Origin of the sequence: Actinomadura keratinilytica (assembly GCF_039539665.1) — a bacterium.
GTDB classification, from domain to species: Bacteria; Actinomycetota; Actinomycetes; order Streptosporangiales; family Streptosporangiaceae; genus Spirillospora; species Spirillospora keratinilytica.
On the sequence record NZ_BAABDO010000042.1, the window covers coordinates 14,786 to 32,214 of the forward strand.

The 17,429-nt window shown below is 73.9% G+C and carries 15 protein-coding genes; 5 read left to right on the forward strand and 10 right to left on the reverse strand.

Features of this window, described 5'->3' with window-relative positions; translation table 11 throughout:
• Window positions 1-50 precede the first annotated feature (50 nt).
• The 3 genes from ABD879_RS15675 to ABD879_RS15685 form a co-directional block, all read right to left on the reverse strand.
• A complete protein-coding gene (locus ABD879_RS15675; RefSeq protein ID WP_345022070.1) occupies window positions 51-1,643 on the reverse strand; it encodes a substrate-binding and VWA domain-containing protein in 1,593 nt (530 codons plus the stop codon).
• 96 nt (window positions 1,644-1,739) lie between these two features.
• Entirely contained in the window at window positions 1,740-2,762 is a 1,023-nt protein-coding gene (locus ABD879_RS15680) for an alpha/beta hydrolase family protein (RefSeq protein WP_345022072.1), read from the reverse strand.
• A 192-nt stretch (window positions 2,763-2,954) separates the two neighbouring features.
• Window positions 2,955-3,842, reverse strand: coding sequence for a hypothetical protein (locus tag ABD879_RS15685; protein ID WP_345022075.1), 888 nt, complete (start codon window positions 3,840-3,842; stop codon window positions 2,955-2,957).
• 91 nt (window positions 3,843-3,933) lie between these two features.
• On the opposite strand from ABD879_RS15685, the gene ABD879_RS15690 reads away from it, so the two are divergent.
• Together ABD879_RS15690 and ABD879_RS15695 are read left to right on the forward strand one after the other, a co-directional pair.
• On the forward strand, window positions 3,934-5,247 hold the full coding sequence (locus ABD879_RS15690; protein ID WP_345022077.1) for an acyltransferase family protein: 1,314 nt from the start codon (window positions 3,934-3,936) through the stop codon (window positions 5,245-5,247).
• Between the two features lie 50 nt (window positions 5,248-5,297).
• Window positions 5,298-5,930, forward strand: a complete 633-nt coding sequence (locus tag ABD879_RS15695; RefSeq protein ID WP_345022079.1) for an NAD(P)-dependent oxidoreductase — start codon at window positions 5,298-5,300, stop codon at window positions 5,928-5,930.
• 24 nt (window positions 5,931-5,954) lie between these two features.
• On the opposite strand, the gene ABD879_RS15700 is transcribed toward ABD879_RS15695, so the two are convergent.
• From ABD879_RS15700 to ABD879_RS15720, 5 genes are all read right to left on the reverse strand, one after another.
• On the reverse strand, window positions 5,955-6,581 hold the full coding sequence (locus tag ABD879_RS15700; protein ID WP_345022082.1) for a response regulator: 627 nt from the start codon (window positions 6,579-6,581) through the stop codon (window positions 5,955-5,957).
• Window positions 6,574-7,728, reverse strand: a complete 1,155-nt coding sequence (locus ABD879_RS15705; protein WP_345022084.1) for a sensor histidine kinase — start codon at window positions 7,726-7,728, stop codon at window positions 6,574-6,576. Before ABD879_RS15705 ends, ABD879_RS15700 begins: the two co-directional genes overlap by 8 nt.
• A 13-nt stretch (window positions 7,729-7,741) precedes the next feature.
• The gene (locus tag ABD879_RS15710; RefSeq protein WP_345022086.1) at window positions 7,742-8,482 is read right to left on the reverse strand and encodes an ABC transporter permease; all 741 of its coding nucleotides are present in this window, start codon (window positions 8,480-8,482) and stop codon (window positions 7,742-7,744) included.
• A gap of 1 nt (window position 8,483) precedes the next feature.
• A complete protein-coding gene (locus ABD879_RS15715) occupies window positions 8,484-9,389 on the reverse strand; it encodes an ABC transporter ATP-binding protein (RefSeq protein WP_345022088.1) in 906 nt (301 codons plus the stop codon).
• A gap of 98 nt (window positions 9,390-9,487) precedes the next feature.
• The gene (locus ABD879_RS15720) at window positions 9,488-13,012 is read right to left on the reverse strand and encodes an nSTAND1 domain-containing NTPase (RefSeq protein ID WP_345022091.1); all 3,525 of its coding nucleotides are present in this window, start codon (window positions 13,010-13,012) and stop codon (window positions 9,488-9,490) included.
• A 528-nt stretch (window positions 13,013-13,540) separates the two neighbouring features.
• On the opposite strand from ABD879_RS15720, the gene ABD879_RS15725 reads away from it, so the two are divergent.
• From ABD879_RS15725 to ABD879_RS15735, 3 genes are all read left to right on the forward strand, one after another.
• Window positions 13,541-13,981 (forward strand): hypothetical protein, encoded by a 441-nt coding sequence (locus tag ABD879_RS15725; RefSeq protein ID WP_345022093.1) that lies wholly within the window; start codon window positions 13,541-13,543, stop codon window positions 13,979-13,981.
• A 277-nt stretch (window positions 13,982-14,258) separates the two neighbouring features.
• Window positions 14,259-14,402 carry a hypothetical protein gene (locus ABD879_RS15730; protein ID WP_345022095.1) on the forward strand — a complete coding sequence of 48 codons (144 nt, stop codon included), beginning with the start codon at window positions 14,259-14,261 and terminating at the stop codon, window positions 14,400-14,402.
• Window positions 14,403-14,405: 3 nt separating this feature from the next.
• Window positions 14,406-15,845 (forward strand): xylulokinase, encoded by a 1,440-nt coding sequence (locus ABD879_RS15735; protein WP_345022097.1) that lies wholly within the window; start codon window positions 14,406-14,408, stop codon window positions 15,843-15,845.
• A gap of 22 nt (window positions 15,846-15,867) precedes the next feature.
• Here the strand turns inward: ABD879_RS15735 and ABD879_RS15740 are convergent, their stop codons facing one another.
• A complete protein-coding gene (locus tag ABD879_RS15740) occupies window positions 15,868-16,287 on the reverse strand; it encodes a hypothetical protein (RefSeq protein ID WP_345022099.1) in 420 nt (139 codons plus the stop codon).
• A 204-nt stretch (window positions 16,288-16,491) separates the two neighbouring features.
• A complete protein-coding gene (locus tag ABD879_RS15745) occupies window positions 16,492-17,307 on the reverse strand; it encodes an SAM-dependent methyltransferase (RefSeq protein WP_345022101.1) in 816 nt (271 codons plus the stop codon).
• Between the last annotated feature and the right edge of the window lie 122 nt (window positions 17,308-17,429).

A 17,429-nucleotide genomic window follows, 5' to 3' on the forward strand; every position in this document is an offset into this window, starting at 1 on the left:
GGCTCGGGCGGTCGGCCGCCAAGGGCCGCCGCCGGCCCGGAAGCCGGGGGTCAGCAGTCGGGGGCGCACATGCGGCGGGCCATGGCCGTCCCGAAGATCTTGCGGATGTCCGCCGGGTCCCGGGCGATGTGCACGCCGCCGCGGGTGACCTCGGTGATCCGCCGCAGCTCGGCCGGGTCGACGTCGGCGCCGAACCCGATCACGATGATCTGCACGGGGCGCCCGGGGTCGTACTCGCGGCGCAGCGCCGCCACGGTCGCGTCGAGCGTGGGGCCGTCGGCGTCGTCGTTGCGGCCGTCGGTCATCACCAGCACCGAGTTGACCATCTCGGGCTTGTAGGTGCGCCGCATGTACCGGAACGCGGCCAGCACCGACTCGTACAGCCCGGTGCGTCCGCCCGGCTCGGGGCGCAGCGCCGCCAGCGTGCTGAGGATGCGCTGCCGCCGCGTCGCCGATCCGACGCGTTCGCCGAGCGGCCCGACCGGGACGGTCTCCCGCCAGTCCCGCGCCCCGTCCAGCCGGGTGGCGAACACCCACTGGCCCAGCTCGGTGTCGTCGGGCTGGAACGCCAGCCCTTCCTGCGCGGCCCGCGTGAGGACCTGCATGCGGCTGGCGCGCGTGCCGGGCACCGTCTGCGCCATCGACCCGGACACGTCCAGCAGCGACAGCATGCGCGTGCCGAGCGACAGCCGCGCCCACGACTGCACCGCGTCCCGCACCTCGCCGGGGTCGAGCACCGCGGGTTCCCGCCCGGTGGCGCGGAACCCGAGCGAGCGGACGGCGCGCCGCGCCCGCCCGTCCCGCAGCGCCCGCTCCAGCATGCGCGCCGCCGCATCCCGCGTCCCGGGCCGCGGCGCCGTCAGGACGACGGGATAGTCCAGGTTGAACGACCCTTCGCTCGGATGCACGGCCGCCTCCCGCCCGGCGGCACGTGACACCGCCTGCTCGGTGGTCAGCACCACGTCGGCGGACACCGCCGTGCGCGCGTCCGGGGTGAGGTTCTGCCGCATGGCCCGCACGACGTTGACGAACACCGCGTCCGGCCGCCGCGTGCCGCGCGCCAGCCACCGGGTGAGCAGCAGCGCGGTGATACCGGCGCCGTCGCGCGCCGGGTCCGGCACGGCGATCCGCTTGGCGGGCTTGTCGTCCCGCGTGCCCAGCAGGTCGTGCCAGGACGGCGGCGCCCCGCCCCTCGGCCGGCCGGGCAGGACGGCCACCAGCGGAGTGGTCGCCACCGACGTGCGCGTCACCACGGCGCCGGACGACGCCCCCGCCAGGTGCGCCCACGCCGAGGTGTCGGGGATCCACACGTCCGGCCGCCGGAGCCCGCCGACCGGCGGGGCGTTGCCCGACAGCGCGGCGGCCATCGCGTACGGCTCCACGGCCCGCACCCGCGCCCGCACGCACCGCCCGCCCGCGACGTGCCGCTCGGCGCCGAACCGCGCGGCGACCGAACGCACGGCGGGCGCGATCTCCGGTGCGGCGGCGACGTCCAGGACCAGCGCGTCCGGGCCGCCGCACCCGCGCACCCGGACGACGCCGTACGCGACGGCCGCCGCCAGCACCGCCGCCCCGGCGGACACGGCGACGACGGCGCGGCGCCGGCGTCCGCCCATGCCGCGCACCCGATGACGGCCGCTCATCGATGGATCGACCTCGCTTCGACGTTCCGCACGAGATGGCCCGGCGGCGGTCGCTGCGGGGGAGAGCGACCGCCGCCGGGCGGATGTGTCACCCGCTCAGACGGGGCAGGTGTCGCGGTAGTCCGAGATGGTCAGGTCGTTGGGGGCCGGGCACAGGAACTGGCTGTAGCGGGTGTCGTCGTCGATGAACCGCTTCATCCAGCTGATCATGTACTTGGCCATGGTGGTGTTGGACGTCTGCGGGAAGAAGTGGCTGGCGCCGCGCAGCTCCAGGTACGCCTTCTCCGGCGCGTTGCTCAGCGTCAGGTAGAAGGGGATGGAGTGGATGGCCACCGGCGCGATGGCGTCGGCCTGGCCGCCGATGATCAGGGTGGGGGTGCGGACCTCGGGCCAGGTCGTGTCGAGGTTCCACGGGGCGATCGGGATGGCGGCCTTGAGCGAGGGGCGGTCCTTGGCGGCCTCCAGCGTGCCGCCGCCGCCCATCGAGTGGCCCGCCACGGCCAGGCGCGAGGCGTCCACCCGGTTGCGGACCGAGCTGCGCTGGGTCAGGTAGTCCAGCGCGGCCAGCAGCTGGGAGCCGCGGCTGTCGGGCTGGTCGAGCAGGGTGTTGGTCTCGATGCCGAACACCACGAAGCCGTGCGAGGCCAGGCGCGGCCCCAGCCAGTCCAGGCTCGCCCAGGTGGCGGTGAAGCCCGGCGAGATGGCGATCGCGCCGAACGTGCCCTCGCTGGTGGTGGTCGGGTAGTAGATGACGCCGCCGCCGAAGCCGGTGACGCTCAGGCGGGACACGACGGTCTGGGACGTCGCGTACGGGCCGCGCGGCGACTCGATGAGGTCCTCGGTCGGGTCGGGCCCGTGCTGGTACGGGCTCACCGCGGTGACGGCGGACGCGGCGGCGGGAGCGGCGTTGGCGGCGGGGACGGCGAGCGCGCCGGTTCCGGCGGCCAGCGTGACCGCCAGGGCCGCCTTGGCGACGGCCCGCAGAGCGCGGAGGCGGGAGGCACGGTGGCGGGGGGCCGGAGCGGTCAGGAGCCCGGATCTGATGGGCGGGGCGCTGTCAGATGGGGTGTTCCGGGACTGCACGTCGATGCACTCCTGTTCGGCGAGGAACCACGGCATGCGGGAGCCATGACGTGGTTCACACGGATATCGACGTGGAGAGCGTGCAACCTCCCGCGCGCGCAGGCATCGGCGAAATCGCCTGCCTCGTTACGCCGTTGGCCCCCACCAGGGCCGTTACCGCCAGGGCCGTTGCGGCCCGGCCGTCCCGCCCCCGCATCGCCCGCAAGGTCGTCGAGTGCCTGGGGAAAGTTACCGCCACCCGTGGGCCGCGGCCTCGGCGTCCCACGCGGCGGCCCCGCCTTTCAGGGGCCACGCCCGCGTCCGCACCTCGTCGTAGGGAACGGCTGCGGCCGTCCGCGCGAACCCTTGGACGAGCGCGTCGATCTGCCGCCGCGCACCGGGTTCCGGCCGCCGCCGCAGCTTCTCGATGGTGCCGGTCACGTGGCCCTCCACGGCCTCCAGGATTGCCCTTTGGCCCGCGGCGTCGATCCCCCGTGTCAGGACGAGCATCGGTGGGGTGACCTGCTCGGCGAGTGCCGCGGCCAAACGGTCGTGACCGTCCAGCACCACATGCCCGTCCAACCCGCTGACGGCCCACAGCAGCACGGGAGGCAGCACACGTTCCCGTACCAGCTTGCGGTATGCCTTCACCCGCCCCGCGTCAGGCGGGGAGAGCGGACGCAACGGCAGGATCCCGCCCCACCCGTTGCCGAGCCAGTCGACGTAGGCGGACGGTTCGGGTTCGGCGCCGACAAGGCCCCACTCCCACCAGTAGGACAGCGGCTCCCAGACGTTCGCGTTGAACATCCGCAGCACCCACCGGCCCTCGTGCAAGGGGGAGGTGTCGGCCTCGTCCAACCACGCGGCGAACCGGTACGCCCAGTCGCGGTATTCGCGCACGCGCGCCTCGGCGGCGCGCAACGGCGGCAGCGGCGAGGCGTAGCGTCCTGTACGGAAGACGCGCACGCCGTACCGGTCCTCGTCCACCAGGCCGAGCAGCACCGCGTCGCGTCCCTGCCGCAGGAGCATGCGACGTGGATGCGCCACCTGCATGCGCAGTCCCGGCACCCGCGCCCGTGCCACGGTCAGGCCGAGCGCGCGCCCGTTGCCCAGGGCTTCGATCTCCACGTAACGCATCACGGCCATCGTCCCACCCGCCCCTGGGTATTCAGGAAACGTTCAGGGAAACGTCAGCATCATTGGAGCGTCCGCATCTAGCGTGGCTCCGATGCTCGTGTCCGCGCTCGCGTCCGTGACGGCGCCCCTCCACCGCTCCCGTCCGCAACCGACCGAACGCATACCGAACAAACGCGCACCGAACAAACGCGCACCGACCGAACGCGTACCGCCCGGTGCGCGGCGCCTGGCGTGGCTGGACGGCCTGCGCGGCCTGGCGGCCATGGTGGTGGTCTTCGAGCACTCGCTGGACGTGCTGTTCCCCGAGGTGCGCCGCACCGCGAGCCCGTGGTTCGACTTCGGCCGGTACGGCGTGTTCGTGTTCTTCCTGGTCAGCGGCTACATCGTGCCCGCGTCGCTGGAACGGCGCGGCGACCTGCACGCGTTCTGGGTCGGCCGCCTCCTGCGCCTGTACCCGCTGTTCGCGGTGGCCGCGCTGCTCGGCGTCACCCTCGCGGCCACGGGGGTGGCCTGGCCGCTGCCCGGCCCGCTCACCGACCGCCCGTGGACGTCCGCGCTCGCGCACGCCACGATGCTGCAGGACCTGCTGGGCGTGCCGAACGTCGTCAACGTCTTCTGGACCCTCTCCTACGAGATGGTGTTCTACCTGCTGGTGACGGCGATGTTCGCGGCCGGGGTGCACCGGGCGAGCGCGGGCGCGGCGGCGGTGTTCGCGGCCGCCGCCGCGGTGGCGGGCGCCGCGCTGCCGATGTGGCTCATCGCGCGCAACTGGCCGACGGCCTCGATCGCGGCCACCGCCCTCGTCTTCGCCTGCGGCCTGCTGGCGGTGATGTACGGCAGCAGACGGCTCCGCCTCTGCGGCGCGCTCGCCGCGGCCGGCCTCGCGCTCGTCCTGCTCGCCGTCAACAGCCGGATCGGCGGCATGGAGAGCCTGGCGATCCTGGCGACGATGTTCGCCGGCACCGCCCTGTACCGGGTCGAACACGGCCAGATCGCCCGCCGCACCGGGCTGGCGCTGGTCGCGCTGGTGCCCGCGCTGACCGTCGCCGCCGGGGCCTGGCCCGCCCTCACTTCGGGCGACGCGTCCTGGGGCCGGCCGCTGGCGGTGACGGCGGCGTGGCTGACGTTCCTGCTCGGCTGGGCCCTGCGGCACCAGCGGACACCGAGGGTCCTGGCCTGGCTGGGCCTCGTCAGCTACTCGCTGTACCTCCTGCACCCGCTGCTGCTCCAGGTCGTGTGGCGTCTGACGGGTGAACCCGACGACATGGCCCTTGCGCACCGCCTGGCCTGGGGCGCGGCGGCCGTCGCCTGCCTGCTCGCCGCCGCGGCGCTCACCTACCGCCACGTCGAACGCCCCATGCAGAACCTGGCCCGCCGCCTCTCCCGCCGCCGAGCGGCTACCTGAACACCGCCCCCGGAGGGCGGGGTGGTGGGGGCACTGCGAACATGGGGGACATGCGACTCACCCTTCTGGGCGCTACCGGAGGCACGGGTCGGGCGCTGCTGGACCAGGCCCTGGAAGCGGGGCACGAGGTCACCGCGGTGGTGCGCAACCCCGACGGGCTGCCGGAAGCCGTCCGCGACCGCGTCACCGTCGTGCGGGCCGAGCTCGCCGACCATGACGCGCTGGCGGCGGCGGTCGAGGGCGCCGACGCGGTCATGTCCGCGCTCGGTTCGCGGGCCGGGCGCGCCCCGACGACGGTCTGCACCGACGGGGCCCGCGCCATCATCCGGGCGACGGGCGGGAAGGGCCGCGTGCTGTTCGTCAGCGCCTCCGGGCTGGAGACCGATGCGGGCGACGGCCCCGCCGCCCGCTACCTGGTGAAACCTCTCATCCAGCGGATCTTCCGGGCCCAGTACGACGACCTGCGGGAGGCCGAGCGGCTGCTGCGCGCCTCCACGCTCGACTGGACGATCGTGCGGCCGGCCCGGCTCGTCGACGGGCCGCGCGGCGCCCGGCCGCGCACGGCCGTCGACCGCAGCGTGCGCGGCGGCCTGAAGACCCGGCGGGCGGACCTGGCGGCCTGCATGCTCGACCTCGTCGACGACGAGACGTCCGTGCGGCACATCGTCTCCGTCGCCTCCTGACGCGCCGCGCGCGGACCGAGCGCGTCAGGGCAGCAGGTGCCGCTCGTAGGCGGCGGCCACCGCCGCGGCCCGGTCCTTGACGTCCAGCTTCGCGTAGATGTGGGTGAGGTGCGTCTTGACCGTGGCCTCGCTGATGAACAGTTCCGCGGCGATCTCCCGGTTGCTGGTGCCGCGGGCCACCAGGCGCAGGATCTCCAGTTCGCGGGCGGTCAACGACTCGCCGCGGGGCTCGCGCACGCGGGAGACCAGGCGGGCGGCGATGGCCGGGGACAGCACGGTGCGGCCTTCGGCGGCGGCGCGGACGGCGTCGAACAGGTCCTCGCGGGGGGCGTCCTTGAGCAGGTAGCCGGTGGCGCCGGCCTCGATCGCCGGGATCGTGTCGGCGTCGGTGTCGTAGGTGGTGAGGACCAGGACCTTGCAGGGCAGGCCGCGGCGGGCGAGTTCGGTGATGGCCTCCACGCCGCCTCCGCCGGGCATCCGCAGGTCCATCAGGACCACGTCGGGGCGGAGCCGTTCGGCGAGGGCCACCGCCCGGCGCCCGTCGGCGGCCTCGCCGACCACCCGGAAGCCGGTGGTCGCGGCGAACATGCCGCGCAGCCCGTCGCGGACCACCGGGTGGTCGTCGACGATCAGCACGGTGATGTCAGCCATGGCGGATCAACGGTACGCGGACGGACACGGCCGTGCCCCGGCCCGGCTCGGATTCGATCTCCAGGGTCCCGGCGACGCGTTCGGCGCGTTCGCGCATGGCGGTCAGGCCGAAGCCGCCGGATGGACGGGTGAAGCCCCGGCCGTCGTCGCGGATGTCGAGCGTCACCTCGTCGTCCATGTAGGAGAGGGTCACGCCGATGCGGTCGGCGTGCGCGTGCCGGGTGGCGTTGGCGAGGGCCTCCTGGGCGATGCGCAGGAGGGCCGCCTCCAGTTCGTCGTGCAGGGGTTCCGCCGTTCCGGTGATGGTGAGGCCGGCCTTTCCGTCGGTGAGCTTCCTGAGGGCCTCGGGGAGCGTGTCGTGCTCCAGTTGGGCGGGTGCGAGGGCGTGGACGGAGCGGCGGGCCTCGTGCAGGCTCTCGCGGGCGAGGGCGATGGCGCGGCGGACGTGCTCGTTGTCGTCGGCGGCCTGGAGCTGGGTGATGATGCCGGCCAGGCCCTGGGCGATGGTGTCGTGGATCTCGGCGGCCAGGCGGCGGCGCTCGTCGGCGACGCCGGCCTCGCGGGCCTGGACGATGAGCTGGGCCTGCAGGGCGGCGTTCTCGGCGAGGGCCTGTTCCAGGCGGGCGTTGGTCCGTTCGAGTTCGGCGATGGTCTCCGCCTGGATGCGGGCGCGCTCGGTCTCTCTCCTGCTGAGGCGGCCGAAGAACAGGACGAGCCCGGAGTTGAGGACGAGCAGGCCGCCGAAGGCGGCCGCCTGGTGGAGGCCGTCCGGCGGCATGCCGCCCGCCTGGGCGCCGGCCATGGTGACCACCGTGACGGCGAAACCGGCCGGCACCCGGCGGCGGGGCAGGTAGTGCGCGGTGTCGAAGTACCCGAGCACGGCGTAGACGCAGAAGAAGGGGTTCAGCCAGGTGAGGGCGAAGGCCAGGGCGCTGCGGGCCCAGTAGTGGACCTGGCCGGGGATCTTCCCGGCGACGTGCAGGATCTGGAGGGCCAGCGCGGTGAGCACGAGGGTGACGGCCGTCCGCTGCTCGGCGGGCGACATGACGGCGTCGCGCACGAGCAGGGCCAGCAGGCTGCCGAGGAGCAGCAGGCCGAACGGCCCCCACCGGTAGAACCGTTCCCACTGCTCCTGAATCGTTGCCATCACCACTATGTTCCTATTCCCAGCGGAACCAGCGCACTGCGGCCGCGATCAGCACGGCGGCCCAGGCGGCGGTGATGCCGAGGTGCGTCCAGTCGGGCGACCCGCCCTCGGCCGCCCGGTAGAGGGCCTGGGAGGCGGCGCCGAACGGCAGGCACTCGACGACGCGGCGCAGCGGCTCGGGCATGGTCTGGACGGGCCCCCAGACGCCGGCGGCGAACATGGCCGGGAACAGCACGACCGAGCCGACCACGGTCGTGGCCTTGACGGTGGGCGTGACCGCGGCGACCGCGGCGCCCATGGCGAGCGCGCCCAGGGCGCCGAGCAGGACCGCCAGCAGGTAGCCCGGCAGCCGGTCGGGCGGCGCGACGTCGAAGGCCAGCCGCCCCACGGCGACGACCAGCAGCGCCGAGCCCAGGGCGGCCGCGAAGTGCAGGACGATCTGCGCGGCCAGCAGCGCGGCGGGCCGCATGGGCGTGGTGGACATGCGGCGCAGGATGCCGCGCTCGCGGTAGCCGGACAGCACCGGCGGCAGCGCCTGCACCCCGGCCATGATCATGGCGAGCAGCACGTTGACCGGGACGTACAGGTCGATGACCCGAGCCCCGCCGAGGCCGGGGTCCGGGGTCCGGAACGACGGGATCAGGCCGAGGACCGCCAGCAGGACGCTGGGGAAGGCGACGATCCAGAACAGGGCGAACGGCTCGCGTCCGAAGAGCCGCAGTTCGGCCTTCAGGACGGCGGTGGAGGCGGACATGTCAGTTCTCCCGGTCGTCGGTGAGTTCGAGGAAGGCGTCGTCCAGCGTCGAGTCGGTGATCCGCAGCCGGTGCGCGGTGATCCGGCGGCGGGCGAGCAGGGAGATGACCGCGTCGACGGTCGTGTCGGTGCCGTGGATGGTCAGGTGCCCGTCGCGGCGTTCGACGGTGGCGGCCTCGGGCAGTCCGGCCAGATCGTCGCGGTCGAGCGGGCGGGACGGGGCGAACGAGATCACGGTGGCGCCGGAGCTGCGGCGGATCAGCCCGGCGGGGGTGTCGAGTGCGGCGACCCGGCCCCGCTTGAACACCGCGATCCGGTCGCAGAGCCGCTGCGCCTCCTCCATGAAGTGCGTGACGAGCAGGACGGTGACGCCGCCGTCGCGGACCTCCTCGATCAGCTTCCAGGTGTCGCGGCGGGCGCGCGGGTCGAGCCCGGTGGTCAGCTCGTCCAGTACGACGACCCGGGGGCGGCCGATGAGGGCCAGGGCGATGAACAGGCGCTGCTTCTGCCCGCCGGACAGCCTGCCGAAGCGGGTGGTGAGCCTGCCGGTGAGGCCGAGGCGCTCGGCGAGCTCGCGCCAGTCGGCCGGGGCCGGGTAGAGGGCGCCGTAGAGTTCCAGGGCCTCCCGCACGGTCAGCTTCTCCTGGAGTTCGCTCTCCTGGAGCTGCACGCCGAGGGTCCGGGTGAGCCGGTCGCGGTCGGCGCGCGGGTCGAGGCCGGCGACGCGGACGGTGCCGGCGTCGGGTTCGCGCAGGCCCTCCACGCATTCGACGGTCGTGGTCTTGCCTGCGCCGTTCGGACCGAGGATTCCGAAGATCTCCCCCTCTTCGACGGCGAACGTGACGCCGTCCACCACGGGGCGGCCCCCGTAGGTCTTGCGCAGGCCGTTGACTTCGATGATGGGCATGGCTTCGAGCATCGCCTCGGGCGGCGCCCGCCCACATCGCCCGAGTCGCTCGTCCCGCCATCAGCCGATCGGTTGATGCCGCCGTACGACCACGGGGTTCAGCCGCAGGGGGCGGGGAGCGAGAAGCGCCGCGACCACCTGCGCAGCGCGGCTCCGTCGGTGGTGGCGCAGACGCGGTCGATGGCCGGTTCGAGCTCGGTGGACCACAGGCGCAGGACGCGGTCGTCCCCGGCGCTGGCCACGGTGCGGCCGTCGGGGCTGATGGCGGCGCTGTCGAGGGCGCCGGTGTGGCCGCCGGTCATGGGGTTGCCGGACGGGTGGGCGTGGGCCGGGTCGAAGACGTTCCACAGCCGCACCGTGCCGTCGTCGCCCGCGCTGGCCAGGGTGCGGCCGTCCGGGAGGAACCCGACCCAGCGCACGGGCAGGCTGTGCCCGACCAGGGGGTGCCCCAGCGCGGCGGGGCGCGCGGGGTCGCGCACATTCCACAGCTGGACGGCGTGACCGGCGCCCGCCGTGGCCAGAAGCCTCCCGTCGGCGGAGAAGGCGCCCCACAGGATCCCGCCCTTGTCGCCGGTGACGATGGACGGCAGCGCGCGGGGGCGTGCCGGGTCGCGGACGTCCCACAACCGCACCTTGTCGTCGGAGCTGCTGCTGGCGAGGGTGCGGCCGTCCGGGCTGAACGCGGCCCAGTGGAGTCTGCTGATGTGCCCGGTGAGGGGCGGCCCCAGCCTTCTGGGGTGCGAGGGGTCGGACACGTCCCACAGCCGTAGCGTGAAGTCGCGCCCCCCGGTCACCAGGACGCGCCCACCCGGGTGGAACGCCAGCGCGTCGGCGACGTCGTCGTCCCCGATGGGGATGGACGACAGGGGGCGGGGACGGGCGGGGGCCGACACGTCCCACAGGCGCGCCGTGCGGTCGCGGCCCGCGGTGGCGAGCATCCGGCTGTCGGGGGTGAACACCGCGCGTGTGACGTCGTCGGTGTGCGCGGTGAGGGGCGGCCCCCAGGGGCGGCGGGTGCGCGGGTCCCAGAGCCGTACGGTGCGGTCGGCGGACGCCGTGGCGACGGTGCGGCCGTCGCGTGCGTAGGCCACCGCGTTGATGGTGCCGGTGTGGCCGGTCAATGCGGTCTGCGGCAGGTTCCACAGCCGCACGGTGCGGTCGTTGCCCGCGCTGGCCAGCCAGCGGCCGTCGGGGCTGAACACGGCCCAGACGACGAAGCCGGTATGGCCGACCAGGGGCGGCCCGAGGGGTCCCGGACGGGCCGGGTCGGACACGTCCCACAGGCGGAGGGTGTGGTCGGCGCCGCCGGTGACGAGCGTCCGGCCGTCCGGGCTGAAGTTCACGGCGAGGATCGTGTCGGTGTGCCCGGTGAGCGGCCTGCCTAGGGGCTTGGCATGGGCGGGGTCGGACACGTCCCACAGCCGCACTGTGCGGTCGTCGCCGACGCTGGCGAGGGTCCGGCTGTCGGGGGAGAACGCGACCGCGTACACGTCCGAGCGGTGTCCGGTGAGGGGCTGCCCCAGCGCCTTGGGGCGGGTGCGGTCGGCGACGTTCCACAGCCGGACCGTGTGATCGTGGCCCGCGCTGGCGACCGTGCGGCCGTCCGGGCTCAACGCCGCGGACGCGACCGAGTCGGTGTGGCCGGTGAGCGGCTCGCCGAGGGGCCTGGCATGGGCGGGGTCGGACACGTCCCACAGCCGGACCGTCCGGTCGTACGAGGCGGTGACGAGGGTGCGGCCGTCGCCGCTGAACGACACCGAGAACGCGTAACCGGTGTGTCCGGTGAGGGGCTGCCCCAGCGCCTTGGGATGGGCGGGGTCGGACACGTCCCACAGCCGTGCCGTGCGGTCGCGGCCCGCGCTGGCGAGGGTGCGGCCGTCGGGGCTGAACTGGAGCCAGTTGACCGCGCTGGCGTGCCCGGTGAGCGGCGCCCCCAGCGGGCGGGGACGGGTCGGGTCGGAGGTGTTCCACAGGCGGATGGTGGCATCGACCCCGCCCGTGGCCAGGGTGCGGCCGTCCGGACTGTAGGCGACCGCGTACACCGCCTGGGTGTGCCCGGTCAGCGGCCTGGACAGGGCGATGTTCTGCGTGTCGAGCAGGCCGGTGCGCGCCTTCTTGGTAGGGCGCAGGCGGTAGGCGGCCAGGTCGAGCCGGGCGGCGAGCGAGGGGTCGGTGCTCGCGAGGTGGTCCGCGCCCGCCATGATCCGCTCGGCGGTGGCGCGGTCGCGTTCGGTGCGGGCCGCCGAGCGCTGCTGGAAGGCGACGGCGGCGGTCACCGAGGCGAGCAGCGCCAGCGCGGCCAGCGCGGCGACGGCGGCGCGGCGCAGGGCGGCGGCGCGCCGCTCGTGCCGGGCCGAGGCGGTGAGGAAGTCGCGCAGCCGGTCGCCGAGCAGCACGTCGTCGCGGTGCCGTTCGGCCCACTCGGTGGCGGCGGCCAGGCGGCTGCCCTGGTACAGCAGGTGCGGGTCGCGGTTCTCGCGCTCCCAGATGCGGGCGGCCTCCGCCAGCCGCTGGTAGGTGAGCAGGTCGGCGCGGTCCTCGTCGCGCCAGCGGCGCAGCCGCGGCCAGGCGTCCAGCAGCGCCTCGTGCGTGATCTCGACGGTGTCGGCGTCCAGCGTGACCAGCCGGGCGCGGGCCAGCGCGTCCAGCACCGCGTCGACGTCGGGGTGCCCGGCGCCCAGGTCGTCGCGGTGGACGCGCCGTTTGGTGTCCCCGGTGCCGTCGCCGAGGGCGACCAGGCGCAGGAAGACGCCGCGGGCCAGCCGCTGCTGCTCGGCGGTCAGGCCGGTGTGGACGGCCTCGGCGGTGCGGGACAGGGCGTGGCGGATGCCTCCGGCGGCCTCGTAGCCGGCGAGGGTGAGGGTGTTGCCGCGGCGGCGCCGCCACGTCTCGCGCAGCGCGTGCGACACCAGCGGCAGCGCGTTGGCCTGGCCGCCCGCGTCGCCGATCACCCGGGCCAGCAGGGCGCCCTCGACCACGCATCCGGCGCGGACGGCGGGCTGGGTGATGGCCCGGCGCAGCTCGTCGGTCGTCATCGGCCCGACCGGCACCTGGGCGTCCCGCAGCGCCTCCACCAGGCCGGGGTGCTGGGAGCAGCGGGCGTAGAAGTCGGCGCGGACGCCGAGGACGACGCGGGTGCGGCTGTTGGGGGCGTGCACGGCGGCGAGCAGGGCGTCGATGACGCGGGCGCGTTCGGCCTCGTCGGCGCACAGCGTGAACACCTCTTCGAACTGGTCGACCACGAGCAGCAGGTCGGCGTCCGCCGGGTGCTCGGCGAGCGTCTGCAGCACCGCCAGGTGCAGGGCCCGCGCGTCCTCGGCCAGCTCCTTGCGCAGCGCGGGCGCCGAGCCGCCGCCGACCGCCGCCAGCGACACGGCGCACTCGTCCAGCGGATGCGGGCCGGGGGTCATCAGCACGGTGGGCCACGGGGCGCCGGACGCCGCCGTCTCGGCGCGGATCCGGGCCAGCAGCCCGGCGCGCAGCAGCGAGGACTTGCCCGAGCCGGACGCCCCGAACACGGCCAGGAACCGCTGCGCACGGACGCGGCGGACCAGATCGTCGGTGAGCCGTTCCCGGCCGAAGAACCATTCGCAGTCTTCCGGCTGAAATGATGCAAGACCCACATAGGGGACTCTTTCCTGACCGTTCGCCGACCCGGATGTGTCAGCAGCCGAATCAGAGGATTCGCCAGGCTCGCCGGAATTGTCGGCCGCCAGTTCCTCGATCGCCCGGCGCCATCGCTCCTCCCATTCCGCGACGTCTCCATCACAAGCCTGGACATATGCGAGCGTGACTGCCAAACTGGGCAATCTGCGTCCAGACGCGGCCTCTGCCAGCGTGGACGCCGAATAATGCGCCCGCCGCGCCAGCTCGCGATAGGGCGGGGAACCCGCTTTCGCCCGCAGCAGCCGAAGATCGGCGGCAAATCGCGTCACCACCCCGCCGTCCTCGTCGAGCGGCCGTTCAGGACGAGGCATCGCCACCCCAAATGGTCGACGTCGCTGCGTTCATTGTCCGGGGCCTGTTGTCCGGTGTCCACTCACCGACACCGGACAACTTTCAGCCGTTACAACTCGATCTCAGAAGGGCCGGCCACACCATCCGGAGGGATATCCGGTCATCAACGAAAACCTGCAAAAGGAGAGAAAACCATGAAGCTGTCCACCACCGCCCGCATCGTGGCGGGCACGGCACTGGGCATCGGCCTGGTGGCCCTCGCCCCGCCGACCGACGCCCCCGCGAGCACCGTCCCCTCCGCGTCCCGGGCGGGCTCCTCCTCCGCTGCCGCGCTCAGGCAGAACTGCTGGCAGGGGCGCCCGGTTTCGATCAGAGGCGCCCGCATGGAGTACCAGGAGTGCCGGCGGGACTACGGGGGCACGCAGCAGACCGCCATCCGCATCCGGGTCAAGGACACCCGCCGCGACGGCAAGTGCGCGGTGGCGCGCGGAGACATCGGCTACACCTGGGACCAGAGCACCGTCCACCCCCGGGTGCGGGTCGTCAGCTGCCGCACGGGCCGCTGGTCGGCCTGGGTCAGAAGCGGCTGGTGGAACGGCAACCAGGGCTACGAGTACGTCTACCTCTACCGCTGACGGCCGCGGCGGCTGACGGCCTCTCCTCCACCTGACGCACGGGTTCCCCTCCACCCCCGGCGGAGGGGAACCCGTGGCGTCGCGACCACATCGTCGTAGGGTGGGCGACCGGCGCGTCACGGCGCCCGCGGCGAACGCGCTCATCGCCGCGGCCGCCGTGCCGCAGCCTGAACGCGGGGAGCGAGGGCGGAGCGACACCCACCTGCCCCGGCGCACCTGCGAGTTCATCACTGCGGACACGCGGCCGCAGTATGAAAGCAGGAAGGAGCGGAGCGACATGGCCAGAGTGGGGCGCGCGCACGCGACCACGTTCGACTGCTCCTCGTCCGCTGTGGTCTCGCCCGCCTTGGACGACGAGGCCGGCGCCCGCGTGGCCCGGCACGCCCACAACAGGTCGGGCTCAGCAGCGGCGCGGGGCTGAGCCATGGGGGTTCCCGTCCTGGTCGGCATCGACCTCGGCACGAGCGGCGTCAAGGTGGTGGCGCTCGGGCTGGACGGCGTGGTCCACGCCGAGGCGGCCCGCGAGTACCCCGTGCACAGCTCCGCCCCGGGGCAGGCCGAGACGCACCCCGAGGACTGGTGGGACGCGGTCGTCGCAGCCCTGGGGGAGGCCCTGTCGTGCGGTGCGCTGGAGGTCGCCGGGGTCGGCCTCGACGGGCAGATGCACGGCCTGGCGCTCGCCGACGAGGACGGTTCGCCCGTACGGCCCGCGCTGCTGTGGGCCGATTCCCGCGCCACGTCCGAAGTGTCCGCGTGGGAGGAGCTACCGGGCCCGCTCCGGCACAGGCTCGCCAACCCGCTCTCCCCCGGTATGGCGGGGCCGCTGCTGCTGTGGGTGCGGCGCAACGAGCCCGCCGCCTACGAGCGGGCGCATGCTGCTCTGCTCCCCAAGGACTGGTTGCGTCACCGCCTCACCGGCGGGGAGTTCGCCACGGACCCGTCTGATGCCTCGGCCACGCTGCTGTGGGACGTCCCCGGCGACGGGTGGGCGGAGGACGTCGTCACGAAGGTCGGCCTGGACGCCGCGTTGCTGCCGCCCGTACGGCCCTCCGGCGCACGGGCCGGTGCGTTGTCGGGCGCCGGGCTTTCGGGTGTGGACGCAGGTGTCCCCGTGGCGGTCGGCGCGGCGGACACGGCGGCGGCCCTGCTGGCCACCGGGCTCACCGACCCAAAGGACCTGCAGATCTCCGTGGGGACGGGCGCGCAGATCGTTCGTCCCGTCCGCGACCCCGTCGTCACTCCGCACCCGCGTACGCACCTGTACCGCTCCGCAGCGAAGGACAACCGGTGGTACGCGATGGCGGCCGTGCAGAACGCGGGGCTCGCCCTGGGCTGGGCACGGCGCGTGCTGGGTTTGAGCTGGGAGGAGCTGTACGCGGCGGCGGACGGTCCCCCGGGCGCGGGTGGGGTGACGTTCGTCCCCTACCTGACCGGTGAACGTTCCCCAGTCCTCAGCGCCCAGGCCCGTGGCGCGTGGCTGGGTTTGGACCTGGCCAGCGACCGCGCGTCCCTGGCCCAAGCAGCCGTCGAAGGGGTGGCGTTCGCGATCCGGCACGCCCTGGAGGCGCTGCCGTCAGCACCGCTGGAACACGCGCGTCTCGTCGGGGGCGGGACCACCGCACCCGGCTTCCGCACGCTCCTGGCCGACGTGCTGGGCATCCCCCTGCGTCCCGTGGGCGTGCGCAGCGCGTCGGCCGTGGGAGCGGCCATGCTCGCCGCGCAGGCCGCGGGGCTTCCCATGCCACCGCCGCCGGTCACCACCGACGCCGTCGTCGCCCCCACCGGCCGCGCCGGGCGGTACGAGGGCCCGTACCAGCGTTACCGGGACCACGCCGAAAGCCTCGCGGGGGCGCGCTCCCCCTGAACCGCCGCCTGCGCCGGGCTCGTCACAGGAACACCGACGTGGAGTCCTTGGCGCGAAGCTGCGCCGTTCCGTTGGTGGCCATGCTGATGACGGCCCCGACGCTCGCCGGCGTCTTCCTCTGCCACCCCCCGACGAAGGTACCGACGGGCTTGGCCGTCACCGGGCGGCTGTAGAGCTTCCCATCGCACGAGGCGGGCACCTTCCCGGCGGCGACCCTCCGCGGCAGCTCGTCCCCACTCTGTGAGACGGCGACGCTGAGGGTGTTCCCCTTGGTGCAGCTGTACGTCACCTTCACCGCCACGTCGCGTCCGCCCTTCAGCACCATGGCCCCGTCGACCCGGACGACGTCGTGCGCGATGGTCTCGGCGGCCGCCACCGGCGCGGTGACCAGCAGCGCGGCCGCAGTGGCGCCGAGCGCGTACCCCCGTTGCCTCGCCTTCATGGGTGCCCTCCACTTCCCTCGTGCACGTGGCCCGTGCCTGCGGCCCGTGCCCGCGGCTTGGTGTGTGCATGGCTCATGTGCGCAGTTCATGCGCGTGGCGTCATGCGCGCGGCTCTGTTTTCCACGCTTGCGGAAGGGCTGCGTTTTCCCAACCAAGCCCGCGCCAATATTTGCGCTGCGCGGCGCAAGGCGGTGCGGGGGCGATCAGGGGAGGTAGGCCACGCCGCCGTACATGGAGACCTTGTCGACGGGCGGGCGCGCTTCCGGCGCGTCCTCGGGGCGCCACTCGACGACCGAGGTGATGCCGGGCGGCAGCAGCTCCAGTCCGTTGAAGAAGCGGGTGAACTCGTCCCGGGAGCGCAGCCGGAACGGCACTCCGCTGCGTTCGTTGGCCGCGACGGCCTCGGCGTACTGCTCGGGCGTCAGATAGTCGCCGGTCGCGTGCGTGATCACGACATGGCTGCCGGGCGGGAGCGGCTCCAGCAGCCGGGCGAGGATGCCGTAGGGGTCATCGTCGTCGGTCAGGAAGTGCAGGATCGCGACGAGCATCAGCGCCACCGGCCGCGTCAGGTCCAGGGTGGCGTGCAGCTCCGGATGCGACATGATCTTGTCGGGTTCGCGCAGGTCCGCGTCCAGGTAGGCGGTCGCGCCCTCGGGCGAGCTGGTGAGCAGCGCGCGGGCGTGCACGAGCACGATGGGGTCGTTGTCGACGTAGACGACGCGCGCGCCGGGGTCGATCTCCTGGGCGACCTCGTGGACGTTGCCCGCCGACGGCAGGCCCGTGCCGATGTCCAGGAACTGCCGGATGCCGCGCTCGGCGGCCAGGTACGACACCGCGCGCTTGAGGAACCGCCGGTTCTCCACGGCCGCCAGGCGCACCGTGGGGAACCCGGAGGCGACCGTCTCCGCCGACTCCCGGTCCACGGCGAAGTTGTCCTTGCCGCCGAGCCAGTAGTTGTACCTGCGGCTGGGGTGCGCCTTGGTCTGATCGATCCCCGGGGGTGCCCCTTCGTTGTCCACGATGACCTCGTTTCGCCGGGAACGCCGCGTGCGGGTGTCGGGTGGGCGCGTCCCATTGTGCCTGGACGCGCACAGCCCGGAGCGTCCACCTTGTCTCAAACGCGAAACTTGTCGGCAAACAG